The sequence below is a fragment of the Stappia sp. 28M-7 genome (assembly GCF_014252955.1).
In the GTDB taxonomy this organism is placed as follows: domain Bacteria; phylum Pseudomonadota; class Alphaproteobacteria; order Rhizobiales; family Stappiaceae; genus Stappia.
Window position 1 is genome coordinate 3015138 of record NZ_JACMIA010000001.1, and the last position, 18537, is coordinate 3033674.

The 18537-nt window shown below is 68.5% G+C and carries 16 protein-coding genes; 11 read left to right on the forward strand and 5 right to left on the reverse strand.

The window, feature by feature from the left end; translation table 11 throughout:
• Window positions 1-46 precede the first annotated feature (46 nt).
• The 5 genes from H7H34_RS13355 to H7H34_RS13375 all read left to right on the forward strand — a co-directional run bounded on the left by H7H34_RS13355 (window position 47) and on the right by H7H34_RS13375 (window position 5439).
• Window positions 47-703: a hydrolase gene (locus H7H34_RS13355; protein ID WP_120267493.1), complete on the forward strand. Its 657-nt coding sequence runs from the start codon at window positions 47-49 to the stop codon at window positions 701-703.
• A gap of 77 nt (window positions 704-780) precedes the next feature.
• Window positions 781-1077, forward strand: coding sequence for a DUF1427 family protein (locus H7H34_RS13360; RefSeq protein ID WP_185925473.1), 297 nt, complete (start codon window positions 781-783; stop codon window positions 1075-1077).
• A gap of 35 nt (window positions 1078-1112) precedes the next feature.
• Entirely contained in the window at window positions 1113-2981 is a 1869-nt protein-coding gene (locus H7H34_RS13365) for an amidohydrolase (protein ID WP_185925474.1), read from the forward strand.
• Window positions 2982-2986: 5 nt separating this feature from the next.
• On the forward strand, window positions 2987-4624 hold the full coding sequence (locus tag H7H34_RS13370) for an MFS transporter (protein ID WP_185925475.1): 1638 nt from the start codon (window positions 2987-2989) through the stop codon (window positions 4622-4624).
• Window positions 4621-5439 carry an alpha/beta fold hydrolase gene (locus H7H34_RS13375; RefSeq protein ID WP_185925476.1) on the forward strand — a complete coding sequence of 273 codons (819 nt, stop codon included), beginning with the start codon at window positions 4621-4623 and terminating at the stop codon, window positions 5437-5439. The genes H7H34_RS13370 and H7H34_RS13375 overlap by 4 nt, the downstream gene beginning before the upstream one ends.
• Here the strand turns inward: H7H34_RS13375 and H7H34_RS13380 are convergent.
• The gene (locus H7H34_RS13380; RefSeq protein ID WP_185925477.1) at window positions 5429-6379 is read right to left on the reverse strand and encodes a LysR substrate-binding domain-containing protein; all 951 of its coding nucleotides are present in this window, start codon (window positions 6377-6379) and stop codon (window positions 5429-5431) included. The genes H7H34_RS13375 and H7H34_RS13380 overlap by 11 nt on opposite strands.
• A gap of 321 nt (window positions 6380-6700) precedes the next feature.
• On the opposite strand from H7H34_RS13380, the gene katG reads away from it, so the two are divergent.
• The 3 genes from katG to H7H34_RS13395 all read left to right on the forward strand — a co-directional run bounded on the left by katG (window position 6701) and on the right by H7H34_RS13395 (window position 10934).
• A complete protein-coding gene (gene katG, locus H7H34_RS13385) occupies window positions 6701-8905 on the forward strand; it encodes a catalase/peroxidase HPI (RefSeq protein ID WP_185925478.1) in 2205 nt (734 codons plus the stop codon).
• Between the two features lie 329 nt (window positions 8906-9234).
• On the forward strand, window positions 9235-10158 hold the full coding sequence (locus H7H34_RS13390; protein ID WP_185925479.1) for a dihydrodipicolinate synthase family protein: 924 nt from the start codon (window positions 9235-9237) through the stop codon (window positions 10156-10158).
• Complete coding sequence (locus H7H34_RS13395) at window positions 10158-10934, forward strand: SDR family oxidoreductase (protein WP_185925480.1); 777 nt, start codon at window positions 10158-10160, stop codon at window positions 10932-10934. The genes H7H34_RS13390 and H7H34_RS13395 overlap by 1 nt, the downstream gene beginning before the upstream one ends.
• A 37-nt stretch (window positions 10935-10971) precedes the next feature.
• Here the strand turns inward: H7H34_RS13395 and H7H34_RS13400 are convergent, their stop codons facing one another.
• From H7H34_RS13400 to H7H34_RS13410, 3 genes are read right to left on the reverse strand one after another with little or no spacing between them, the layout of a single operon-like run.
• A complete protein-coding gene (locus H7H34_RS13400; protein WP_185925481.1) occupies window positions 10972-11733 on the reverse strand; it encodes an enoyl-CoA hydratase/isomerase family protein in 762 nt (253 codons plus the stop codon).
• A complete protein-coding gene (locus tag H7H34_RS13405; RefSeq protein ID WP_185925482.1) occupies window positions 11730-13034 on the reverse strand; it encodes a phenylacetate--CoA ligase family protein in 1305 nt (434 codons plus the stop codon). Before H7H34_RS13405 ends, H7H34_RS13400 begins: the two co-directional genes overlap by 4 nt.
• Window positions 13031-13708, reverse strand: a complete 678-nt coding sequence (locus H7H34_RS13410; RefSeq protein ID WP_185925483.1) for a TetR/AcrR family transcriptional regulator — start codon at window positions 13706-13708, stop codon at window positions 13031-13033. The genes H7H34_RS13405 and H7H34_RS13410 overlap by 4 nt, the downstream gene beginning before the upstream one ends.
• Before the next feature lie 538 nt (window positions 13709-14246).
• Here H7H34_RS13410 and H7H34_RS13415 point away from each other — a divergent pair.
• From H7H34_RS13415 to H7H34_RS13425, 3 genes are all read left to right on the forward strand, one after another.
• A complete protein-coding gene (locus H7H34_RS13415; protein ID WP_185925484.1) occupies window positions 14247-14903 on the forward strand; it encodes a nucleoside/nucleotide kinase family protein in 657 nt (218 codons plus the stop codon).
• 169 nt (window positions 14904-15072) lie between these two features.
• Window positions 15073-15360 carry a hypothetical protein gene (locus tag H7H34_RS13420; protein WP_185925485.1) on the forward strand — a complete coding sequence of 96 codons (288 nt, stop codon included), beginning with the start codon at window positions 15073-15075 and terminating at the stop codon, window positions 15358-15360.
• Window positions 15361-15573: 213 nt separating this feature from the next.
• Entirely contained in the window at window positions 15574-17205 is a 1632-nt protein-coding gene (locus tag H7H34_RS13425; protein ID WP_245165073.1) for a serine hydrolase, read from the forward strand.
• Here the strand turns inward: H7H34_RS13425 and H7H34_RS13430 are convergent.
• Window positions 17202-18536 (reverse strand): SDR family oxidoreductase, encoded by a 1335-nt coding sequence (locus tag H7H34_RS13430; protein WP_185925486.1) that lies wholly within the window; start codon window positions 18534-18536, stop codon window positions 17202-17204. The two genes, H7H34_RS13425 and H7H34_RS13430, sit on opposite strands and share 4 nt — an antisense overlap.
• Window position 18537: the final 1 nt, after the last annotated feature.

Sequence of the window (18537 nt, forward strand, 5' to 3'; positions counted from 1 at the left end):
ACTACCGTCAGGCCATCCGACACACCTTGCAAGAGGATCCATGTCCATGGCCCCGACCGCCACGCCCACCCCCGGCGACCTGCTGCTTTCCCCGACCGACCACATGCTGGTGATGATCGACTTCCAGTCGCAGATGTCCTTCGCGACCAAATCGATCGACGCCACGCTTTTGCGCAACAACGCGGCCCTCGTCGCCAATGCCGCCGCCGGCTTCAAGGTGCCGACGATCCTGACCACCGTCGCCGAGAAATCGTTCTCTGGCCCGATGTTCTCCGAGATCACCGACGCCTTCCCGGGACAGGCGCTGCTCGACCGCACCTCCATGAACACCTGGGAGGACGCCGCCGTCATCGACGAGGTCAACCGCATCGGCAAGCCGCGCATCGTGCTGAGCGGGTTGTGGACCAGCGTCTGCATCGTCGGCCCGGCGCTCTCGGCCTTGTCGCAGGGCTTCGAGGTCTATGTCATCGCCGATGCCTGCGGCGACATCTCCGACGAGGCGCATGAGCGCGCGATGGAGCGCATGGTGCAGGCGGGCGCACGCCCGATGACCTCGCTGCAGTACATTCTGGAACTGCAGCGCGACTGGGCCCGCACCGAAACCTACGACATGACCACCGGCATCGCGAAGAGGTTCGGCGGCGCCTACGGCCTCGGCATCATCTACGCCAAGTCGATGTTCGGCGCCTCCGAAGGGCACTGACGGGCAAGTCCGGCGGGGCCGCGTCCGCGCGGCCTCGCTCCCGTCTTTGTATTCTCTCGCTGCCGGAGTGCCCGACCATGAAGATGTACCTTCTCTCGCTCGGTGCCGGGATCCTCGTCGGCATCGTATACAGCCTGCTCAACGTCCGCTCGCCCGCCCCTCCCATTGTCGCGCTGGTCGGCCTTCTCGGCATTCTGCTCGGCGAGCAGGTGGTGCCAATGGTTCGCCACGCCCTGCGCGGTGCGCCCATGACCCTCGGCTGGATCGCCGAGCATCGCCTTCCGCACATCTGCGGCGAGCTGCCGAGCGGCACCGATCCTCGTCAGGCAACCGCTACCTCCGCCCCGCCGGATCGCGGCGGCGCTGCCGGCTGATCCCGTCCCGACACGACCTCACGCAAGGCCATGCCATGACCCCCGATCTCGTCCTCTACAACGGCCGCGTCACCACGCTCGACCGCACCCGGCCGGAAGTGTCCGCCGTGGCGATCCGCGACGGTGCGTTCACCGCCGTCGGTGAGGACGCCGCGATCCTTGGGCTCGCCGGCCCGCAGACCCGCCGCATCGACCTGCAGCGCCGGCGGGTCCTGCCGGGGCTCATCGACAACCACACCCACGTCGTGCGCGGCGGCCTCAACTTCAACATGGAGCTGCGCTGGGACGGGGTGACCTCGCTCGCCGACGCCATGGCCATGCTGCGCGCCCAGGTCGCCATCACGCCGCCGCCGCAATGGGTCCGGGTCGTGGGCGGCTTCACCGAGCATCAGTTCGCGGAAAAGCGCCTGCCGACGCTGGACGAGATCAATGCCGCCGCGCCCGACACCCCGGTCTTCCTGCTGCATCTCTACGACCGCGCCTTGCTGAACGGGGCGGCCCTGCGCGCCGTCGGCTATGACCGCGACACGCCCAATCCGCCGGGCGGCGAGATCCAGCGCGATGCGAAGGGCAACCCGACCGGCCTGCTGCTGGCCAAGCCCAATGCCGGCATCCTCTATTCGACCCTGGCGAAGGGGCCGAAGCTGCCGCCCGAATACCAGCTCAACTCCACCCGCCATTTCATGCGCGAGCTCAACCGGCTCGGCATCACCGGCGTGATCGACGCCGGCGGCGGCTTCCAGAACTATCCCGAGGACTACGAGATCATCCGCACCCTGGCCGAGGCCGGGCAGATGACCGTGCGCCTCGCCTACAACCTCTTCACCCAGAAGCCGGGCGAGGAGAAGGAGGACTTCCTCGCCTGGACCCGCTCGGTGAAGTACCGCCAGGGCGACGACTATTTCCGCCACAACGGCGCCGGCGAGATGCTGGTCTTCTCCGCCGCCGACTTCGAGGATTTCCGCCAGCCCCGGCCGGACATGGCCGAGAGCATGGAGGACGAGCTTGAGGAGGTCGTGCGCATCCTCGCCGAGAACCGCTGGCCCTGGCGGCTACACGCCACCTATGACGAGACGATCTCCCGCGCCCTCGACGTCTTCGAGAAGGTCGACCGCGACATCCCGCTCGCCGGCCTCAACTGGATGTTCGACCACGCGGAGACGATCTCGGAGCGCTCCATCGACCGGGTCGCCGCGCTCGGCGGCGGCATCGCCACCCAGCACCGCATGGCCTATCAGGGCGAATATTTCGTCGAGCGCTACGGCGCGGCGGCGGCCGCCGCCACCCCGCCCATCGCCCGCATGCTGGACAAGGGCGTCAACGTCTCCGCCGGCTCGGATGCCACCCGCGTCGCCTCCTACAACCCCTGGGTCTCCATCGCCTGGATGGTCACCGGCCGCACGGTCGGCGGCCTGCGGGTGACGCCGGCGGCCAACTGCCTCGACCGCGAGACCGCGCTGCGCATGTGGAGCGAGAAGGTCGCCTGGTTCAGCAACGACGAGGGCCGGCGCGGACGCATCGCGCCGGGCTATCTCGCCGACCTGATGGTGCCCGACCGCGACTATTTCTCGGTTCCCGAGGCGGAGCTGTCGCATCTCGTCTCCGACCTGACGATGGTCGGCGGTCGCGTGGTCTGGGGCTCGGGCGACTTCGCCGCCCTCGACGACAATCCGCTGCCGCCTGCAATGCCCGACTGGTCGCCCGTGCGGCGCTACGGCGGCTTCGCGGCCTGGGCGGCGGACAAGCCCGACCCGGGCCTTGCCCGCACGGCGGCGGCCGGATGCGGCTGCGCCAGCGCCTGTCATGTCCACGGCCATGACCATGCCCGCGCCTGGGGCGCCGCGCTGCCGGTCAGCGACCTCAAGGGTTTCTTCGGCGCGCTCGGCTGCGCCTGCTGGATGTGACGCGGATGAGCAAGCCCTCCACGCCCGCCTCCGCCGCCGCCCCCGGCGCCTTCGCACCGCTGGCCGGGCGCGTCTTCCTGGTCCTGTGGGTGGCGACGGTCATCGGCAATGTCGGCAGCTTCATCCGCGATACGGCGAGCGGCTGGATCGCCACCGACCTCAGCGCCTCTCCGGCCGCCATCGCCACCGTGCAGGCCGCCGCCACGCTGCCGGTCTTCCTGCTCGCCATCCCCGCCGGGGTCCTGTCCGACATTCTCGACCGCCGCCGCTTCCTCATCGTCGTGCAGATCTTCCTCGGCCTCGTCAGCCTGTCCCTGATGCTGCTGTCGGCCTTCGGCGCCATGTCGCTGACCGCGCTCGTCGCCCTCACCTTTCTCGGCGGCACGGGCGCGGCCCTGATGGCGCCGACCTGGCAGGCCATCGTGCCTGAGCTCGTCGAACGCCCGCAGATGAAGGCCGCCGTCGCGCTCAACTCGCTCGGCATCAACGTCGCCCGCGCCATCGGCCCCGCCGCCGGCGGCCTGCTGCTCACCGCCGCCGGCACCACGATCACCTATGGCGTCGACGTGCTCAGCTACGTGCTGGTCGTCGCCGCGCTGGCCTGGTGGCCGCGCAAGGCGAAGGGCAGCGACCCGCTGGCCGAGCATTTCGGCGGCGCCTTCCGCGCCGGCCTGCGCTACGCGCGCCAGAGCCGGGAGCTGCATGTGGTGCTGCTTCGCGCTGCCGTGTTCTTCTTGTGCGCCAGCGCTGTCTGGGCCCTGCTGCCGCTCGTCGCCCGCCAGCTGCTGGGCGGAGGTTCCGGCCTCTACGGCCTGTTGCTCGGCGCCGTCGGGCTCGGTGCCATCGGCGGCGCGGTGCTGCTGCCGCGCCTTCGCACCCGGCTGGATGCCGACGGGTTGCTGCTGGCCGCCTCGCTCATCGCAGGCGCGGTCATGCTGGCGCTCGCCCTCGGCCCGCCGCAAGAGGCGGCGCTCGCCCTCCTCGCAATGCTCGGCGCTGCGTGGATAACCGCCCTGACGACGCTGAACGGCACGGCCCAGTCCGTCCTGCCGGACTGGGTGCGCGGGCGGGCGCTAGCCGTCTATCTCACTGTTTTCAATGGTGCAATGACGCTCGGCAGCCTCGCCTGGGGCGGCGTCGCGCAGCTCTTCGGCATTGCCGCGGCCCTTGTTGCGGCGGCTGTCGCGCTCGCCCTTGCCGGAGTGATCTTCCACCGGATCCGCCTGCCGCGCGGCGAAGCGGACCTCACCCCCTCGAACCACTGGCCCGAGCCCCTGGTCGCCGGCGACCTCGCAGGCAGTCTCGAAGCCGACCGCGGCCCCGTGCTGATCACCATCGCCTATCGCGTCACGGCCGAGGATCGCCCCGCCTTCCTGGAGGCGGTCAATCGGCTCGCCGGCTCGCGCCGCCGCGATGGGGCCTTTGCCTGGGGCATTACCGAGGATGTCGCCGAGCCCGGCGTGTTGCTGGAATGGTTCCTCGTCTCGTCCTGGGCCGAGCACCTGCGCCAGCACCGCCGCGTCGCCGGCCACGATGCCGACCTGCAGCGCGAGGTGCAGCGCTTCCATTCCGGCGACAGCCCGCCGCAGGTTCGCCACTACCTGACCCTCGACCCACCACCACCTGAAGAGGCAAGAAAATGAGCACCTTGACCACCAGCGACGGCGCCGAGATCTTCTACAAGGACTGGGGCTCCGGCCAGCCCATCCTCTTCTCCCATGGCTGGCCGCTGTCGGGCGATGCCTGGGACGCGCAGATGCTGTTCTTCGGCATGAACGGCTACCGGGTCATCGCCCATGACCGGCGCGGCCACGGCCGCTCCTCCCAGCCGTGGGACGGGAATAACATGGACCGCTATGCCGACGACCTGGCCGAGCTGATCGAGCATCTCGACCTCAAGGACGCGATCCTGATCGGCCATTCCACCGGCGGCGGCGAGGTCGCCCGCTACATCGGCCGCCACGGCACGGCCCGCGTTGCCCGCGTCGTGCTGGTCGGCGCCGTGCCGCCGGTCATGCTGAAGTCGGACAGCAATCCGGAAGGCACGCCGATGGAAGTGTTCGACAGCATCCGTGAGGGCACCGCAAAGAACCGCGCGCAGTTCTTCCTCGATCTGACGACGCCTTTCTACGGCCTCAACCGTGATGGCGCACCGAAAGTGCCGGGAATGCAGGAAAAATTCTGGCTTCAAGGCATGGCCGGCAGCATCAAGGGCCACTACGACTGTATTCGCGAGTTTTCGGAAGTCGATTACACCGAAGACCTGAAGAAGATCGACGTTCCGGCGCTGGTCATCCACGGATCCGACGACCAGATCGTGCCGATTGCCGCTTCGGCGGAAAAGGCCGTGAAGCTGCTGCCGCAGGGCGAGCTTCTGGTGATCGAGGGCGGCAGCCACGGGCTCGCCGAGATCGATCCCGACACGTTCAATCAGGCCGTGGACAAGTTCATCCGCTGACGGGCATATCGGCGGACGCCCCCAGTGGGTCCGGCAGCGGCCGGGCCCGCATTTCCTGCGCGGTCTGGCGCACCGCATCGGCGATCTGCTGCAACTGGCGGGCAAGCGGGCTGGCCTTGCGCCAGATCATGCCGATGGTGCGCGAGGGCTGCGGCTCGTCGAAGCGCGAGACCGAAACCGAGGCGGAGCGGGTCTCCACCGGCAGCGCCATTTCCGGAATCAGGGTCACGCCGATGCCGGCGCTCACCATCTGCACCAGCGTCGACAGCGAACTGCCGTCCATCAGCTCGCGCGGCTGCGCCGGGCCCATGTTGCAGAAGGACAGCGCCTGCTCGCGAAAGCAGTGCCCCTCCTCCAGCAACAGAAGGCGCATCTCGCGCAAGGCTTCGCGGTTCGGCACGGGCTTGCCTTCGTCCTCCGTCGGGCGGACGAGCACGAAGTTCTCGGAAAACAGCGCCACCTCGCTGAGCGCCGGCTCGGAAACCGGCAGCGCGACGATGGCCGTGTCGAGGCGCCCTTCGGCAAGTTCCTGCACCAGGCGCGACGTGACGGTCTCGCGCACATGGATGTCCAGCCCCTCGTTGGCGCGGGTCAGCCGGGCGATCACCGCCGGCAGGAGATAGGGCGCGATCGTCGGAATGATGCCGATCCGCAGGCGCCCGGCCAGCCGGTCCTGCGAGGCGCGAGCCAGATCGCCGAGCTCGTCCACCGCCTGCAGGATGTCGCTGACCCGGCTGGCAAATTCCTCGCCGAACGAGGTCAGGCGCACCTGGCGCGCAGTACGCTCGAACAGCTCGGTGCCGAGCGCATCCTCCAGATCGCGGATCTGCACCGACAGCGCGGGCTGGGAAATCGAGCAGGCTTCCGCCGCCCGGCCGAAGTGGCCGTGCTCGGCCAGGGCGCGGAAATAGCGCAGCTGCTTGAGCGTCAGGTTTCTCATAACAAAAAACTATCGCGACAATCAAAAAATACAACTTAAATTAATGAAGCGGCTGGGGCATAGTGCCCTTGCGAGGATGAGAAGCGACGACCTTGGCGCCCCGCTGGCGCAACGGGTTCCGGCCGCGCGCAACCGTGCGCTGCAGGACCCCGAAGGATCGCCGCCCCTCCCGGCATGCAATGCTTCGGGACGACCTCGAGAGGGAGAGTGCATGGCAGCGCGACACGGTCGCCATGCGGGTCGCAGGGCGGGTCACCGCGCTGCACGCCATGATTTTCTCCTTCTCGGACAGTCGTTTGAACAACCTGACGAGTGAGAAACATGGACAGACCCGATTTCGACACCGCCGGCAAATGCCCGGTCGTTCACACCGCCCAGCAGCCGCGCCAGAACTGGTGGCCCAACCAGATCAACCTCCGCGTCCTGCACCAGAATTCTTCGCTGTCCAATCCGATGGGCACCGGCTTCAACTATGCCGAGGAGTTCAAGAAGCTCGACCTCGCGGCCGTGAAGGCCGACCTGACCGCGCTGATGACCGACAGCCAGGACTGGTGGCCGGCCGACTGGGGCCACTACGGCCCGCTCTTCATCCGCATGGCCTGGCATAGCGCCGGCACCTACCGCACGTTCGACGGTCGCGGCGGCGGCGGCAACGGCCAGCAGCGTTTCGCCCCGCTGAACAGCTGGCCGGACAACGTCAACCTCGACAAGGCCCGCCGCCTGCTGTGGCCGATCAAGCAGAAGTACGGCAACAAGCTGTCCTGGGCCGACCTGATGATCCTCACGGGCAACGTCGCCCTGGAGAGCATGGGCTTCAAGACCTTCGGCTTTGCCGGCGGCCGCGCCGACACCTGGGAGCCGGAAGAGTACGTTTACTGGGGTGCCGAGTCCGAGTGGCTGGCGACCAGCGACAAGCCGAACAGCCGCTACTCCGGCGACCGCGAGCTGGAAAACCCGCTCGCCGCGGTGCAGATGGGCCTCATCTACGTCAATCCGGAAGGCCCGGACGGCAACCCGGATCCGGTCGCTTCGGGCCGCGATGTTCGAGACACCTTCGGCCGCATGGCCATGAACGACGAGGAGACCGTCGCGCTGGTGGCCGGCGGCCACACGTTCGGCAAGTGCCACGGCGCGGGCGATGCCGCGCTGCTCGGCTCCGAGCCGGAGGGCGCAGGCCTTGAGGACATGGGCCTCGGCTGGACCAGCCGCTTTGCCTCGGGCCTTGCCGGCGACACGATCTCCAGCGGCATCGAAGGCGCTTGGAAGCCGAACCCGACCACCTGGGACATGGGCTACCTGAAGGTCCTGTTCAAATACGAGTGGGAACTGGTCAAGAGCCCGGCCGGCGCCAACATGTGGCTGGCCAAGGACGTGGACGACGAGGACATGATCGTCGATGCCCACGACCCGTCGAAGAAGCATCGCCCGATGATGACGACGGCCGACCTGTCGCTGCGCTTCGACCCGATCTACGAGCCGATCGCCCGCCGCTTCCTGGAGAACCCGGCCGAGTTCGCCGACGTCTTCGCCCGCGCCTGGTTCAAGCTGACCCACCGCGACATGGGCCCGAAGTCGCGCTACCTCGGCCCGGAGGTTCCGGCCGAGGACCTGCTGTGGCAGGACCCGATCCCGGTCGTCGACCATCCGCTGGTCAACGATGCGGATGTCGCCGAGCTGAAGAGCAAGGTCCTGGCCTCGGGTCTCAGCGTGTCCGAGCTGGTCTCGACCGCCTGGGCCTCGGCCTCGACCTTCCGCGGTTCGGACAAGCGTGGCGGCGCCAATGGCGCGCGTATCCGCCTCGCCCCGCAGAAGGACTGGGACGTCAACCAGCCGGCCCAGCTCGCCAAGGTGCTGGCAAAGCTGGAAGAAATCCAGTCGGCCTTCAATGCGGCCCAGTCGGGCGGCAAGAAGGTATCCCTCGCCGACCTGATCGTGCTGGCGGGCGGTGCCGCCGTCGAGAAGGCGGCCAAGGATGCCGGCCTCGATGTGACCGTGCCCTTCGCACCGGGTCGCACCGATGCCAGCGCCGAGCAGACGGACGTCGAGTCCTTCGACGTTCTGGAGCCCGCCGCTGACGGCTTCCGCAACTACGTCTCGGGCCGTTCGGTCCTGTCGCCGGAAGAGGCGCTGATCGACCGGGCCGAGCTGCTGACCCTGACCGCGCCGGAAATGACCGTGCTCATCGGCGGCCTGCGCGTCCTCGGTGCCAACCACGGCGGTTCGGCGCACGGCGTCTTCACCGAGCGTCCGGGCACCCTCACCAACGACTTCTTTGTGAACCTGCTCGACATGGGGACAAAGTGGAAGCCGGTGTCGGATAAGCAGGACGTGTTCGAGGGCTCCGACCGGGCCACCGGCACCCCGAAGTGGACCGGAACCCGCGTCGATCTGCTCTTCGGCTCGAACTCGCAGCTGCGCGCCCTGTCCGAGGTCTACGGCCAGAACGATGCCAAGGAGAAGTTCGCCCGCGACTTCGTCGCCGCCTGGACCAAGGTGATGAACGCGGACCGCTTCGACCTCGCGTAAGCACCGCAATGCCCGCTGGCGGCCGGGGTTCTCCCCGCCCGCCGGCCCCGAACGCGAAAGGCGCGGCGGTTCTTCCGCCGCGCCTTTTTTGTTTGGCAGCAGAGGCTTGCCCGCAATTGACTCCTGCCGCGTGCGGCCTACCATCCCCTTCCCCGAGGCGGGCCGGACACGGAACTCCCCGCCTGCCTGACCACCTGTCCACGGCCTGCAGTCTCTCGCAGGGGCTTGGCAGGGCCTTGCAAATTTTGCGCGGAATTTTGCGAAACTCCGTCTCGAAATCGCTGAAATTCGAGACGCCCGTCTCAATTCACCTCATGCGGAAGGACATCATGGCCCGACTGGACGAAAGTGCCCGCGGCGTCTACCTGATCGCCGTCACCCCCTTCACCGAAACCGGCGCGCTCGACCTCGAGGGCTGCGACCGGATGGTCGACTTCTACCTGGAGGCGGGAGCCACCGGCCTCACCCTCTTGGGCGTGATGGGCGAGGCGCCGAAGCTGACGACCGACGAGTCCGCCACCATCGTCAACCGGGTGCTGAAGCGCGTCGACGGGCGCGTGCCGATCGTCGTCGGCGTGTCATCGCCGGGCTTCGCCCAGATGCAGGCGCTGACGGGGCGGGTGATGGACGACGGCGCCGCCGGCGTGATGATCGCCCCGCCGGGCAGCCTTCGCACCGACGACCAGATCGCCGGCTATTACGAGCAGGCGGCCGAGATGATCGGGGATGTCCCCTTCGTGCTGCAGGACTTCCCGCTGACCACCGGCGTGCAGATGTCCGTGCCAGTGATCGCCCGCATAATCCGAGATATCCCCACCTGCGTGTGCCTGAAGCACGAGGACTGGCCCGGCCTTGCCAAGATCACGGCGCTGCGCAAGGAGGGGGCGACCGCCCGCCGGGTGTCGATCCTGTGCGGCAATGGCGGCGTCTTCCTGCCCGAGGAGATGGAGCGCGGCGCCGACGGCGCGATGACCGGCTTCGCCTATCCGGAGATGATGACCGGCGTCGTCGAGAACCACGCGAAGGGCGACATGGAGCGGGCCCGCGACCTGTTCGACGCCTATCTGCCGCTCGCCCGCTTCGAACAGCAGCCGGGCCTAGGCCTTGCCATCCGCAAATACGTCCTCTACCGGCGCGGCGTGCTCGCCAACCCGACCCTGCGCAAGCCGGGCGCCGCCCTCGATCCGCTGTCGCGGGCCGAGGTCGACCGCCTGATGGCCCGTCTCGAAAAACGCCTGAAGGAGCTCAACTGATGGATCTCGGCCTGAAGGGCAAACGCGCCCTCGTCCTTGGAGCCAGCCGCGGCCTCGGCCGGGCCATCGCCGAAACGCTGGCGCGCGAGGGCGTTCGCGTCATCGCCGCCGCCCGCAACGAACCGGCGATTGCCGAATGGGCCGCCGCGATGCCAGACTGCGACATCACCCCGCTGCGGATCGACCTTGCCGACATCGCCTCGATCGACGGCACGCTGGAGGCGATCCTGGCCGATGGCGGGGTCGACATCCTGATCAACAATGCCGGCGGCCCGCCTCCGGGAACGGCGCTCGATGCCGACCATGCCGCCTGGACCGCCAATTTCTCGGCGATGGCCGCAAGCCTCTTCCACATCACCTCGAAGCTGGTGCCAGCGATGCGAGAGCGCGGCTTCGGCCGGGTGATCACCATCGGCTCGTCCGGCGTCGAGCAGCCGATCCCCAACCTTGCCATGTCGAACGGCATCCGCGCGGCGGTGCTGGCCTGGTCGAAGACGCTGGCGAGCGAGGTGGCGAGCGACGGCGTCACCGTCAACATGGTGGTGCCGGGGCGCATCCATACCGCCCGCGTCGACGAGCTGGACGCGGCCGCCGCCAAGCGCACCGGAAAGAGCCTCGAGGAAATCGCCAAGGCGTCCGCCGCCTCGATCCCGGCGGGGCGCTACGGCCGGCCGCAGGAATTCGCCGACATGGTGGTGTTCCTGGCGTCCGAGCGCGCGTCCTATGTGACGGGAAGCCGGGTGCGCGTCGACGGCGGCGCGATCAGAAGCCTTTGACCGCAAACGCATCTCAAGACAGACCGCCGGGTCCCGCTCAAAAGGCGGAGATCCGGCGGGTGGTCTCCGGGTCGAGAAAGCCGGCAACGGTCGCCTCGGTTTCCAGATCGAGCGCGCGGTGAAGGTCGCCGGCGGCAACCGCGTTGAGCACTCGCTTCATCGAGCGCACGGCGAGCGGCGGCAGCTCGGCAAGCCGCCGGGCCAGCGCCTGCGCCTCGTCCATCACCTCGTCGTCCGCCACGACCTTGTGGGCGAGGCCCAGCCTGCCCAGCTCGGCCGCCGTGTAGCGCTCGCCGAAGAACAGCATCTCGCGCGCCTTCATGAGGCCGACCAGCGCCGGCAGCAGCGCCGTCACCGCACCGGTGACGAAAACGTTCAGCGAGACTTCCGGGAAGAAGGCCTTCGCCCCCTCGCCCCAGATGGGAAAGTCGCAGTTGATCGCCCATTCGAAGCCGCCGCCGACGGCCCAGCCATGGATCGCCCCGACCACCGGCTTGGGACCGAAGGTGATGGCATGGGTCGCCCGCTGGATGGCAAGGACGAGATCGCGCGCGGCCTCCTCGGTTTCCGGGTGGACATGCTCGCGTCGGTCGTCGCCGGCACAGAACGCCTTGCCGGCGCCGGTGAAGAGGATCGCGCGGGTTTGCGGGTCGCGGTTGGCATCGTCGAAGGCGCGCGCGACATCGTTGATCAGCTGCCGGTTCATGGCGTTGAGGCTTTCCGGCCGGTTGAGGGCGATGGTGCGCACCCCGCCCTCACCGAGCGTGCTCAGCACGGTCTTGTAGGTAAAATCGGTCATTGGTCCCCCCTGATGACCCGCCGGGTCTTGCCTTCGGTGCGCGGCATGCTGCCGGCGGGCAGCAGCGTGACGCTGGCACTGGCCCCGAGCCGTGCCTTGATCTCGGCCGCCACCCGGGCGGCAAGCTCCCCGCTCTCCGGCGCGCCCTGCGCCAGTTCCGCCTCGACCGGCAACGTGTCGTAGGGCGGCGGCGCGGCAAGGCGGATGCGGTACTCGCCCGACAGCTCGGCAAAGGAGTTGAGCACCGCCGCGACCATGGTCGGGAACATGTTGAGCCCGCGCACCACCACCATGTCGTCGGAGCGGCCGACGACGGAAAAGCGGAAGCCCGTGCGGCCGCAGGAGCACGGCGAAGTGCTGCCCACGCGGATGATGTCGCCGGTGCGAAAGCGCACCAGGGGCTGGCAGTCGCGCACCAGATGGGTGAGCACCAGCTCGCCGCTCTCGCCAGCCTCCAAGGCCTTCGGCGCGCCGCTGTCCGGGTCGATCAGCTCGGCATGCAGCACGTCCGCTGCCATGAAATGCAGATGCGTGTCGTGCTCGCATTCGGAGGCGAAATTGCAGAAGACGTCGGAGACGCCATAGTTGGAATTGCGCGGCTGCAGGCCCCAGGTCGCGGTCATCCGCGCGCGGAAGGCGGGGTCGTCGACGCCGGGCTCGCCGCCGAAAAGGCCGAGCTTCAGGCCGAGGTCGCGCGGGGCAAGGCCGGGGAACTTCTGCGCGATCACCCGTTCCAGCACCGCCGGATAGGACGGCGTGCAGGAAATCGCGGTCACCCCGACCTCCAGGATTGTGCGCACCAGCAGCTCGGTCGAGCCGACGCCGAAGGGCACGACGGTCGCCCCCGTCTCCTCCAGCGTCAGGTGATCGGTCAGCCCGCCCATCCACATCTGGTAATTGAGGCAGTGCACCACCGTGTGGCCGGGGCCAAGGCCGGCCGCGCTCTGGCAGCGGCCGCCGATCTCCTGGGTGACGCGGGTGTCGCGGGCCGACAGGGCAAGGTTCATCGCCTGCCCGGTGGTGCCGGAGGTGCGGTGCAGCCGGCGCACGGTGTCCCGCGGGGCGGCGAGATAGTCGCCGAAGGGCGGATGCGCGGCCTGCGACAGGCGCAGCTGCGACTTGTCGGAGAGCGGCAGTCGGGAGAGGTCGGACAGCACCGGCGGCGGCGCCTCGCCCTGCCACAGGGCGCGATAGAAGGGAGAGTTCGCCATCACATGCGCCCGCTGGCGCTCCCAGGCGGCCTCGACATGCGGCCGCAGATCCTCGGCGGACGCGAAGTCCGCCCGCGCCAGCGTGCTCATAGGCTCATCCCCCGCTTCCAGATCAGGGTCAACGTGTCGATGACGGCCTCGTCGCTGGCCGAGATCGCGACCAGCGCCGGGTCCTGCGACAGGATCAGCGCGGACAGGTACTGGTCGACCATGCCGCCCAGCGCATAGGCGCGGCGCAGCAATTCCTCGCGGTCCACCGCCTCGCCGCGCCCGAGGCGATGCAGCCGGCGCTCGACCGCCGCGACCACGGTTTCCAGCCAGTCGCGGTTCAGCCGGTGAAAGGCCTCGCGCGCCTGCGGCAGCGTGTCGAGATGATGGACGAGGCAGCGCATCAGGCCGGGATTGCGGCGGAACAGCTCGACATAGGCGCTGGTCGCCGCGCGCACCGGATCTTCCGGCTGGGCGGAGCCAGCCACCCGCATCGCCGCCTGCAGGAAGCCGACGAAGCCGACCAGCAGATCGTCGAGCAGCACGGTGCGGTCGGCGAAGTAGATGTAGAAGGTGCCGTTCGAGATCCCCGCCTGCTCGCACACGGCGGAGACGGTGAACTCCTGCGGCCCCTGCCGGTCGAGCACGGCACAGGCGGCCGCCTGGATCTGGGCGCGCGTGCGCTCGCCCTTGGGCCGCCCGGCGGCCCGCGCGGTCAGAGCCTGCGGATAGAACAGCACCTGATCCTCCCCCTTCCGGGGCAAGGCACGCAGCATGGCGGCGACCTCATAACTAAAACTGACATCAGTTTCATATTTTGAAGGGAGATCGGAGTCAAAGGGGATTTTTTGGATCGGAGGGTTGGGCGGGGAAATGGGGAGCCCCCGGAGGCGAGAGTGGCAGGCGCCGTGCCTCCCCGGTTCCGGATCGTCGGCCTCCGGCCTCGTCCGGAATGACGAGGGAGAGATTGGGGCGAAGACCCGCCCGCCCGGCGGATACTGGACACCTGCCTTCGCAGGTATGACAGCCGTGGGCGTGGCCGCACCCTCCACCTCACCCCTGCTGAGGGGACCAATGGATCCCGGCCCTCCGGCTTCGCCTGCGGCCGGGATGACGGCGGGAGAGGCAGGAGCGACGGAGTGGCGGCGCCCCCTCGGCGGGCGTGACAAACCGGGAGCGAGGTGAGCATTCTGTTCGCATCGATCTGAACATGGAAGCCGGCAGCAGCGCGTTGGTAGACAGTCGACCCGTTTCTCATTGCGGTCTGGCTGGATGTCCAAAAAAATGCGGCGAGATCAAAGGCCTGCTACAAAAATGAAAACCTCAATCAACGCCGTCCACTCTCCGGCCGATCTATGCGCTCACATCGCGGCGAGGTTGCATGACAAAGACCTTCTGGTGGTCGGAGTTTGCGGCATGGCGGGTTCCGGGAAGTCGACGCTGTGCGATCAAATAGCTGAAATCGCCAGTTTCGATGCAGTTCGCCTGGACTGCGACCAGTTCTCCTCCCATAGCCTGGCCGAGCGGCAGACACTCATCGAGGAAGCTACGAAATCGGGAAATCCTCAGCAGATCGAGGCCATCGAAAACCCGCTCAACTGGTATGCCTTCGGGGACATCCTCTCCGCCCTCGATGATTTGAAGTCCAATCGCATCCACACCTACAATCGCGCCTGGAACAGGCAGACGGGTGAGTTGAACGGGCAATACTGTCTGACGGTCCCCACCGGCCGCCCGGCAGTAGTGCTCTGCGATTGCATTTACCTGTTACACCCGGCGGTCAGGAATGAACTGGACCTGATGGTCCTGGTGGAGGCTCCAGAAGATATTTTAGTTGAACGAGGACGTCGGAGATCCAGAGGCGATCTCTCCCGCGCAAATCATATGGAGAGCCTTCGCAGGAAATATTCAGTGCCATACTTCAAGACCTTCGGCGGCACAGCCGATATCGTTTATCGAGTCCTCATATAGCCATCCCGGTTGCAAACCGCCGTTGAAAATTCCATGAGGCACTTGTCCCGCAAGGCGTGCCTCTGGACACGCAGTCTTGCCCGCGGCCTCCCGGACCGCACGTGAGCGCCGAGCCGTACACCCCGACGGGACCGGAGAGCCGGGAGCCGCTCGAAGAGGCACCCGAGGCTTGCAATCGGCGCTCGACCTCGAAACGATGGGCCGCATCGGAACCGGGAGACGGCCCTTGCTGCGCGCAATTCTATCGCTGGCGTTTCTCGCCCTCTCCGGCTTCTCCGCGCAGCTTTACTATTCGACCCACTTCAAATGGCGCGACTGCTTCAACCAACTGGGCCGGTGCTATGACCCGGAAACGGGCGTCGTCTATCTGGAGCAGAGCGGCGCCATCTGGCTGGCGCTCGCGATTTCCGCGTTCGCGATAGCCGCCTATCAGGCCTGGCGCTGGACACGGCGCTAGCACCCCGCCATCCCCTCACGGGCAAGAAGGGGCTGGCAATGCCGGCCGCATGGCTCCAGAAATAGACCTGCGGGCCCGACCGGAGGACCGCAGGAGGAAACGGGCCGCCATCGCGCCGCGCAAGGTGCGGGCGGTCCGGTCCGCACCGGCATTTCAGCCCGCGCCTTTACGCCAGCATGCCGTTTCAGTCGCCGAACGACAAAGGACAGGATCTTGAACTTTCCCCCCATGTCTTTCTTCATCCCGCCTGCCCGCAGCATCCTTGCCCGTACCGCGATTGCCGTGTGCCTTGGCGCCGGCTCGGCCGCCCATGCCGACACCGCCCTGCCCACCCTCGGCCTGCCCGATCCGATGCCCGCCCCCGACCAGATGGTCTGGCTCCCGGTGACCCAGGAGAGGATCGATGCGGCGGTGGCGGCGCTCGACGCGCTCAGCACCTCGATGCTGGAGCGCTCCGGCATTCCCGGCCTTGCTGTCGCCGTGGTGCACAAGGGCGAGACGGTCTATGCGCGCGGCTTCGGCAAGCGCGCGGCAAACGGCGATGCGGACGTGGATGCGGACACGGTCTTCCTGCTGGCCTCCCTGTCGAAACCCGTCGGGGCGACCGTGGTCGCCGGGCAGGTCGGGACCGGGCGCATCGCCTGGGACACCCCGGTACGCGCGCATCTGCCACGCTTCGACATGGGCGATCCCTGGGTGAGCGCGCATGTCACCATCGGCGATCTCTATGCCCACCGTTCGGGCCTGCCGGACCATGCGGGCGACGATCTGGAGGATCTCGGCTATGACCGCAAGACGGTGCTGGAGCGGCTGGCCCTGCTGCCGAAGCACCCGTTCCGCGCGCACTACGCCTATACCAATTTCGGGCTGACCGCCGCGGCCGAGGCGGTGGCCGCCGCTGCCGGCACCGACTGGGCGAGCCTGTCGGAGGAAACGCTCTACGCGCCGCTCGGCATGACCTCGACCAGCTCCCGCCACGCCGACTACATGGCGCGCGACAACCGCGCCTCCAGCCACATGATCGACGGCGACGGCTATGCCCTCACCGACATGCGGCAGCCGGACGCACAGAGCCCGGCCGGCGGCGTCAGCTCGAGCGTCAGCGACATGGCGCGCTGGATGGCGATGGTGCTGGCCGGCGGCGAGGCGAACGGCAGGCAGGTGGTGGACGCCAAGGCGCTGCTGGCGGCGACCTCGCCGCAGGTGATCAGCGGCGCCCCCGGAACGGCGGACGCGCGGGCCGGCACCTACGGGTTCGGATTCGGAGTGGGAGTTCGCCCCTCGGGCCGGGTGACGATCAGCCATTCGGGCGCCTTCGCGCTGGGGGCCTCGACCAATTTCGTCCTGGTCCCGGATCTCGAGCTCGGCATCGTCGTGCTGACCAACGCCGCGCCGAGCGGCGTCCCGGAAGCGGTGACCGCCTCATTCCTCGACCGTGTGGAACTGGGGATCGAGACGCGCGACTGGCTCGCCGGCTACGGCCCGCGGCTGAAGGCGCTGAGCCGCCCGTTCGGCAGCCTCGTCGGTGTGCAGAAGCCCGCCGATCCGGCTCCCGCGCAGCAGGCCGAGGCCTATGTCGGGCACTACGACAACGCCTATTTCGGCCCGGCGACGGTGGAAGAGGCCGATGGCGGCCTGGTGCTGCGCCTCGGGTCCGGACAGGCGCCGCTGGCGATGCAGCACTGGGACGGCGACAGCTTCATCGTGCAGCCGATGAGCGAGAACCAGCCGCAAGGGTCGATCTCGCGCGTCGACTTCTCGCGCACGGCCCCGGCCAGCGCCGCCTCGGTGACCATCGAGCATCTCGACGAGAACGGACTGGGGACCTTCGAGCGGCCGCGCTAGCGGTCGTCGAGGATCGCCAGCGCCACGAGCATCAGCACGATGGCGGGGCCGGTCTTGACCAGCGCGCCGAGCGGCTCGATCCACATGTCCGGCGTCAGCACCGCCGCGCCCGCCATGTAGAAGAGCGACAGGGCGATGCCGGCGAGAAGCCCGGCCCGGCAGCTGCGCCGGGCCGCGATGGCCGCGCCGATGCTCATGTCGGCAAGGCTGGTGACCACGGTGATCGCTTTCGCCAGAAGCGGCGGGAAGGCATGCGCCGTCAGGATCGCCACCGCCGCGTCGAAGGCCACCGTGAGCGCGATCAGCCCCGAGACGAACCAGAAGACGACGAGAATGCCGAGGATCGCCGGCTTCAGCATGTAGAGGCGGGCGAACCAGAGCTCCTGCACGCCGGCGGGATAGCGGGCGAGCGCGGCCTCCAGCGACCGGGGCTCGAGGCTGGTCGCCGCCGACCAGGGGCCGGGATCGCCGGCAACGCCGCGCCGCATCTCGGCCAGCGCCGTACTGCGCACGGGCGGCGCCCAGCCGAGACGCGCGGCAAGATCCCCCGCCCTTGCCCCCAGCGACAGGAGCACACCCGGCAAAAGCCAGCGCGGCGCCGGGCCGCCGATGCGGGCGCGGAATGCCTCCACCACCTCGCCGACGGTGTGCGGGCGGCGCTCCATGATCTCCCAGGTCTCGCGCCAATCGCGCCGCCCCTGCCCCCAGGCGTCCGCGAGAAAGGCGATGCTGCGGGAAATGTCGGCGACATCGGTCGCGGCAAAGGGGCGCGAGGCTTCCTCCTGCGGCAGGCGGACCGGCAAAGCGGCGAGGCCTCGGATCAGCGCGCTGCCGCCATAGGCGACGGGCGCAACGACGAAGCCCGGCCGCAGGATCGCGAAGGGAACGGTGCTGTCGGCAATCAGCCGCTCCGCCTCGCGCTTGGTGGCGGAAAAGGCGGTGCGGTCGCCCTCAGGCGTGCCGGGGATCGACAACTGTACCAGAAGCTGCGGCCGCGCGCCCTCTTGCCCGATCGCGGCGAGCAGACGCGAGACGAAGCCGCCATGCGCGTCGCTTGCCGTGCCCTTGCCCGGCATGTCCTGCAACACGCCGATGCAGTTGACGAGGATATCGACATTGCGCCCGGCCAGCAGGGCGGCAAGGCCGCGCGCGTCCAGATCGACCAGCGGTGCCTCGACGGCAGCGTCCCCGAGCGCGGCTTTCTGTGCGCGGGTAAAGCGGCGGGCGAACGCCGCAACGGGAAAGCCCCGGTGCATGAGATCGAGCGCGACGGCGTGGCCGATCAGGCCGGAGGCGCCGAGAACGGCGATGGTGGGAGCAGCGGCGGCCATC

What these genes read in the sequence shown, in the direction of transcription:
- H7H34_RS13355 (WP_120267493.1), top strand. Translation starts at nt 47, where the DNA reads ATGGCCCCGACCGCCACGCCCACCCCCGGCGACCTGCTGCTTTCCCCG.
- H7H34_RS13360 (WP_185925473.1), top strand. Translation starts at nt 781, where the DNA reads ATGAAGATGTACCTTCTCTCGCTCGGTGCCGGGATCCTCGTCGGCATC.
- H7H34_RS13365 (WP_185925474.1), top strand. Translation starts at nt 1,113, where the DNA reads ATGACCCCCGATCTCGTCCTCTACAACGGCCGCGTCACCACGCTCGAC.
- H7H34_RS13370 (WP_185925475.1), top strand. Translation starts at nt 2,987, where the DNA reads ATGAGCAAGCCCTCCACGCCCGCCTCCGCCGCCGCCCCCGGCGCCTTC.
- H7H34_RS13375 (WP_185925476.1), top strand. Translation starts at nt 4,621, where the DNA reads ATGAGCACCTTGACCACCAGCGACGGCGCCGAGATCTTCTACAAGGAC.
- H7H34_RS13380 (WP_185925477.1), bottom strand. Translation starts at nt 6,379, where the DNA reads ATGAGAAACCTGACGCTCAAGCAGCTGCGCTATTTCCGCGCCCTGGCC.
- katG (WP_185925478.1), top strand. Translation starts at nt 6,701, where the DNA reads ATGGACAGACCCGATTTCGACACCGCCGGCAAATGCCCGGTCGTTCAC.
- H7H34_RS13390 (WP_185925479.1), top strand. Translation starts at nt 9,235, where the DNA reads ATGGCCCGACTGGACGAAAGTGCCCGCGGCGTCTACCTGATCGCCGTC.
- H7H34_RS13395 (WP_185925480.1), top strand. Translation starts at nt 10,158, where the DNA reads ATGGATCTCGGCCTGAAGGGCAAACGCGCCCTCGTCCTTGGAGCCAGC.
- H7H34_RS13400 (WP_185925481.1), bottom strand. Translation starts at nt 11,733, where the DNA reads ATGACCGATTTTACCTACAAGACCGTGCTGAGCACGCTCGGTGAGGGC.
- H7H34_RS13405 (WP_185925482.1), bottom strand. Translation starts at nt 13,034, where the DNA reads ATGAGCACGCTGGCGCGGGCGGACTTCGCGTCCGCCGAGGATCTGCGG.
- H7H34_RS13410 (WP_185925483.1), bottom strand. Translation starts at nt 13,708, where the DNA reads ATGCTGCGTGCCTTGCCCCGGAAGGGGGAGGATCAGGTGCTGTTCTAT.
- H7H34_RS13415 (WP_185925484.1), top strand. Translation starts at nt 14,247, where the DNA reads ATGAAAACCTCAATCAACGCCGTCCACTCTCCGGCCGATCTATGCGCT.
- H7H34_RS13430 (WP_185925486.1), bottom strand. Translation starts at nt 18,536, where the DNA reads ATGGCCGCCGCTGCTCCCACCATCGCCGTTCTCGGCGCCTCCGGCCTG.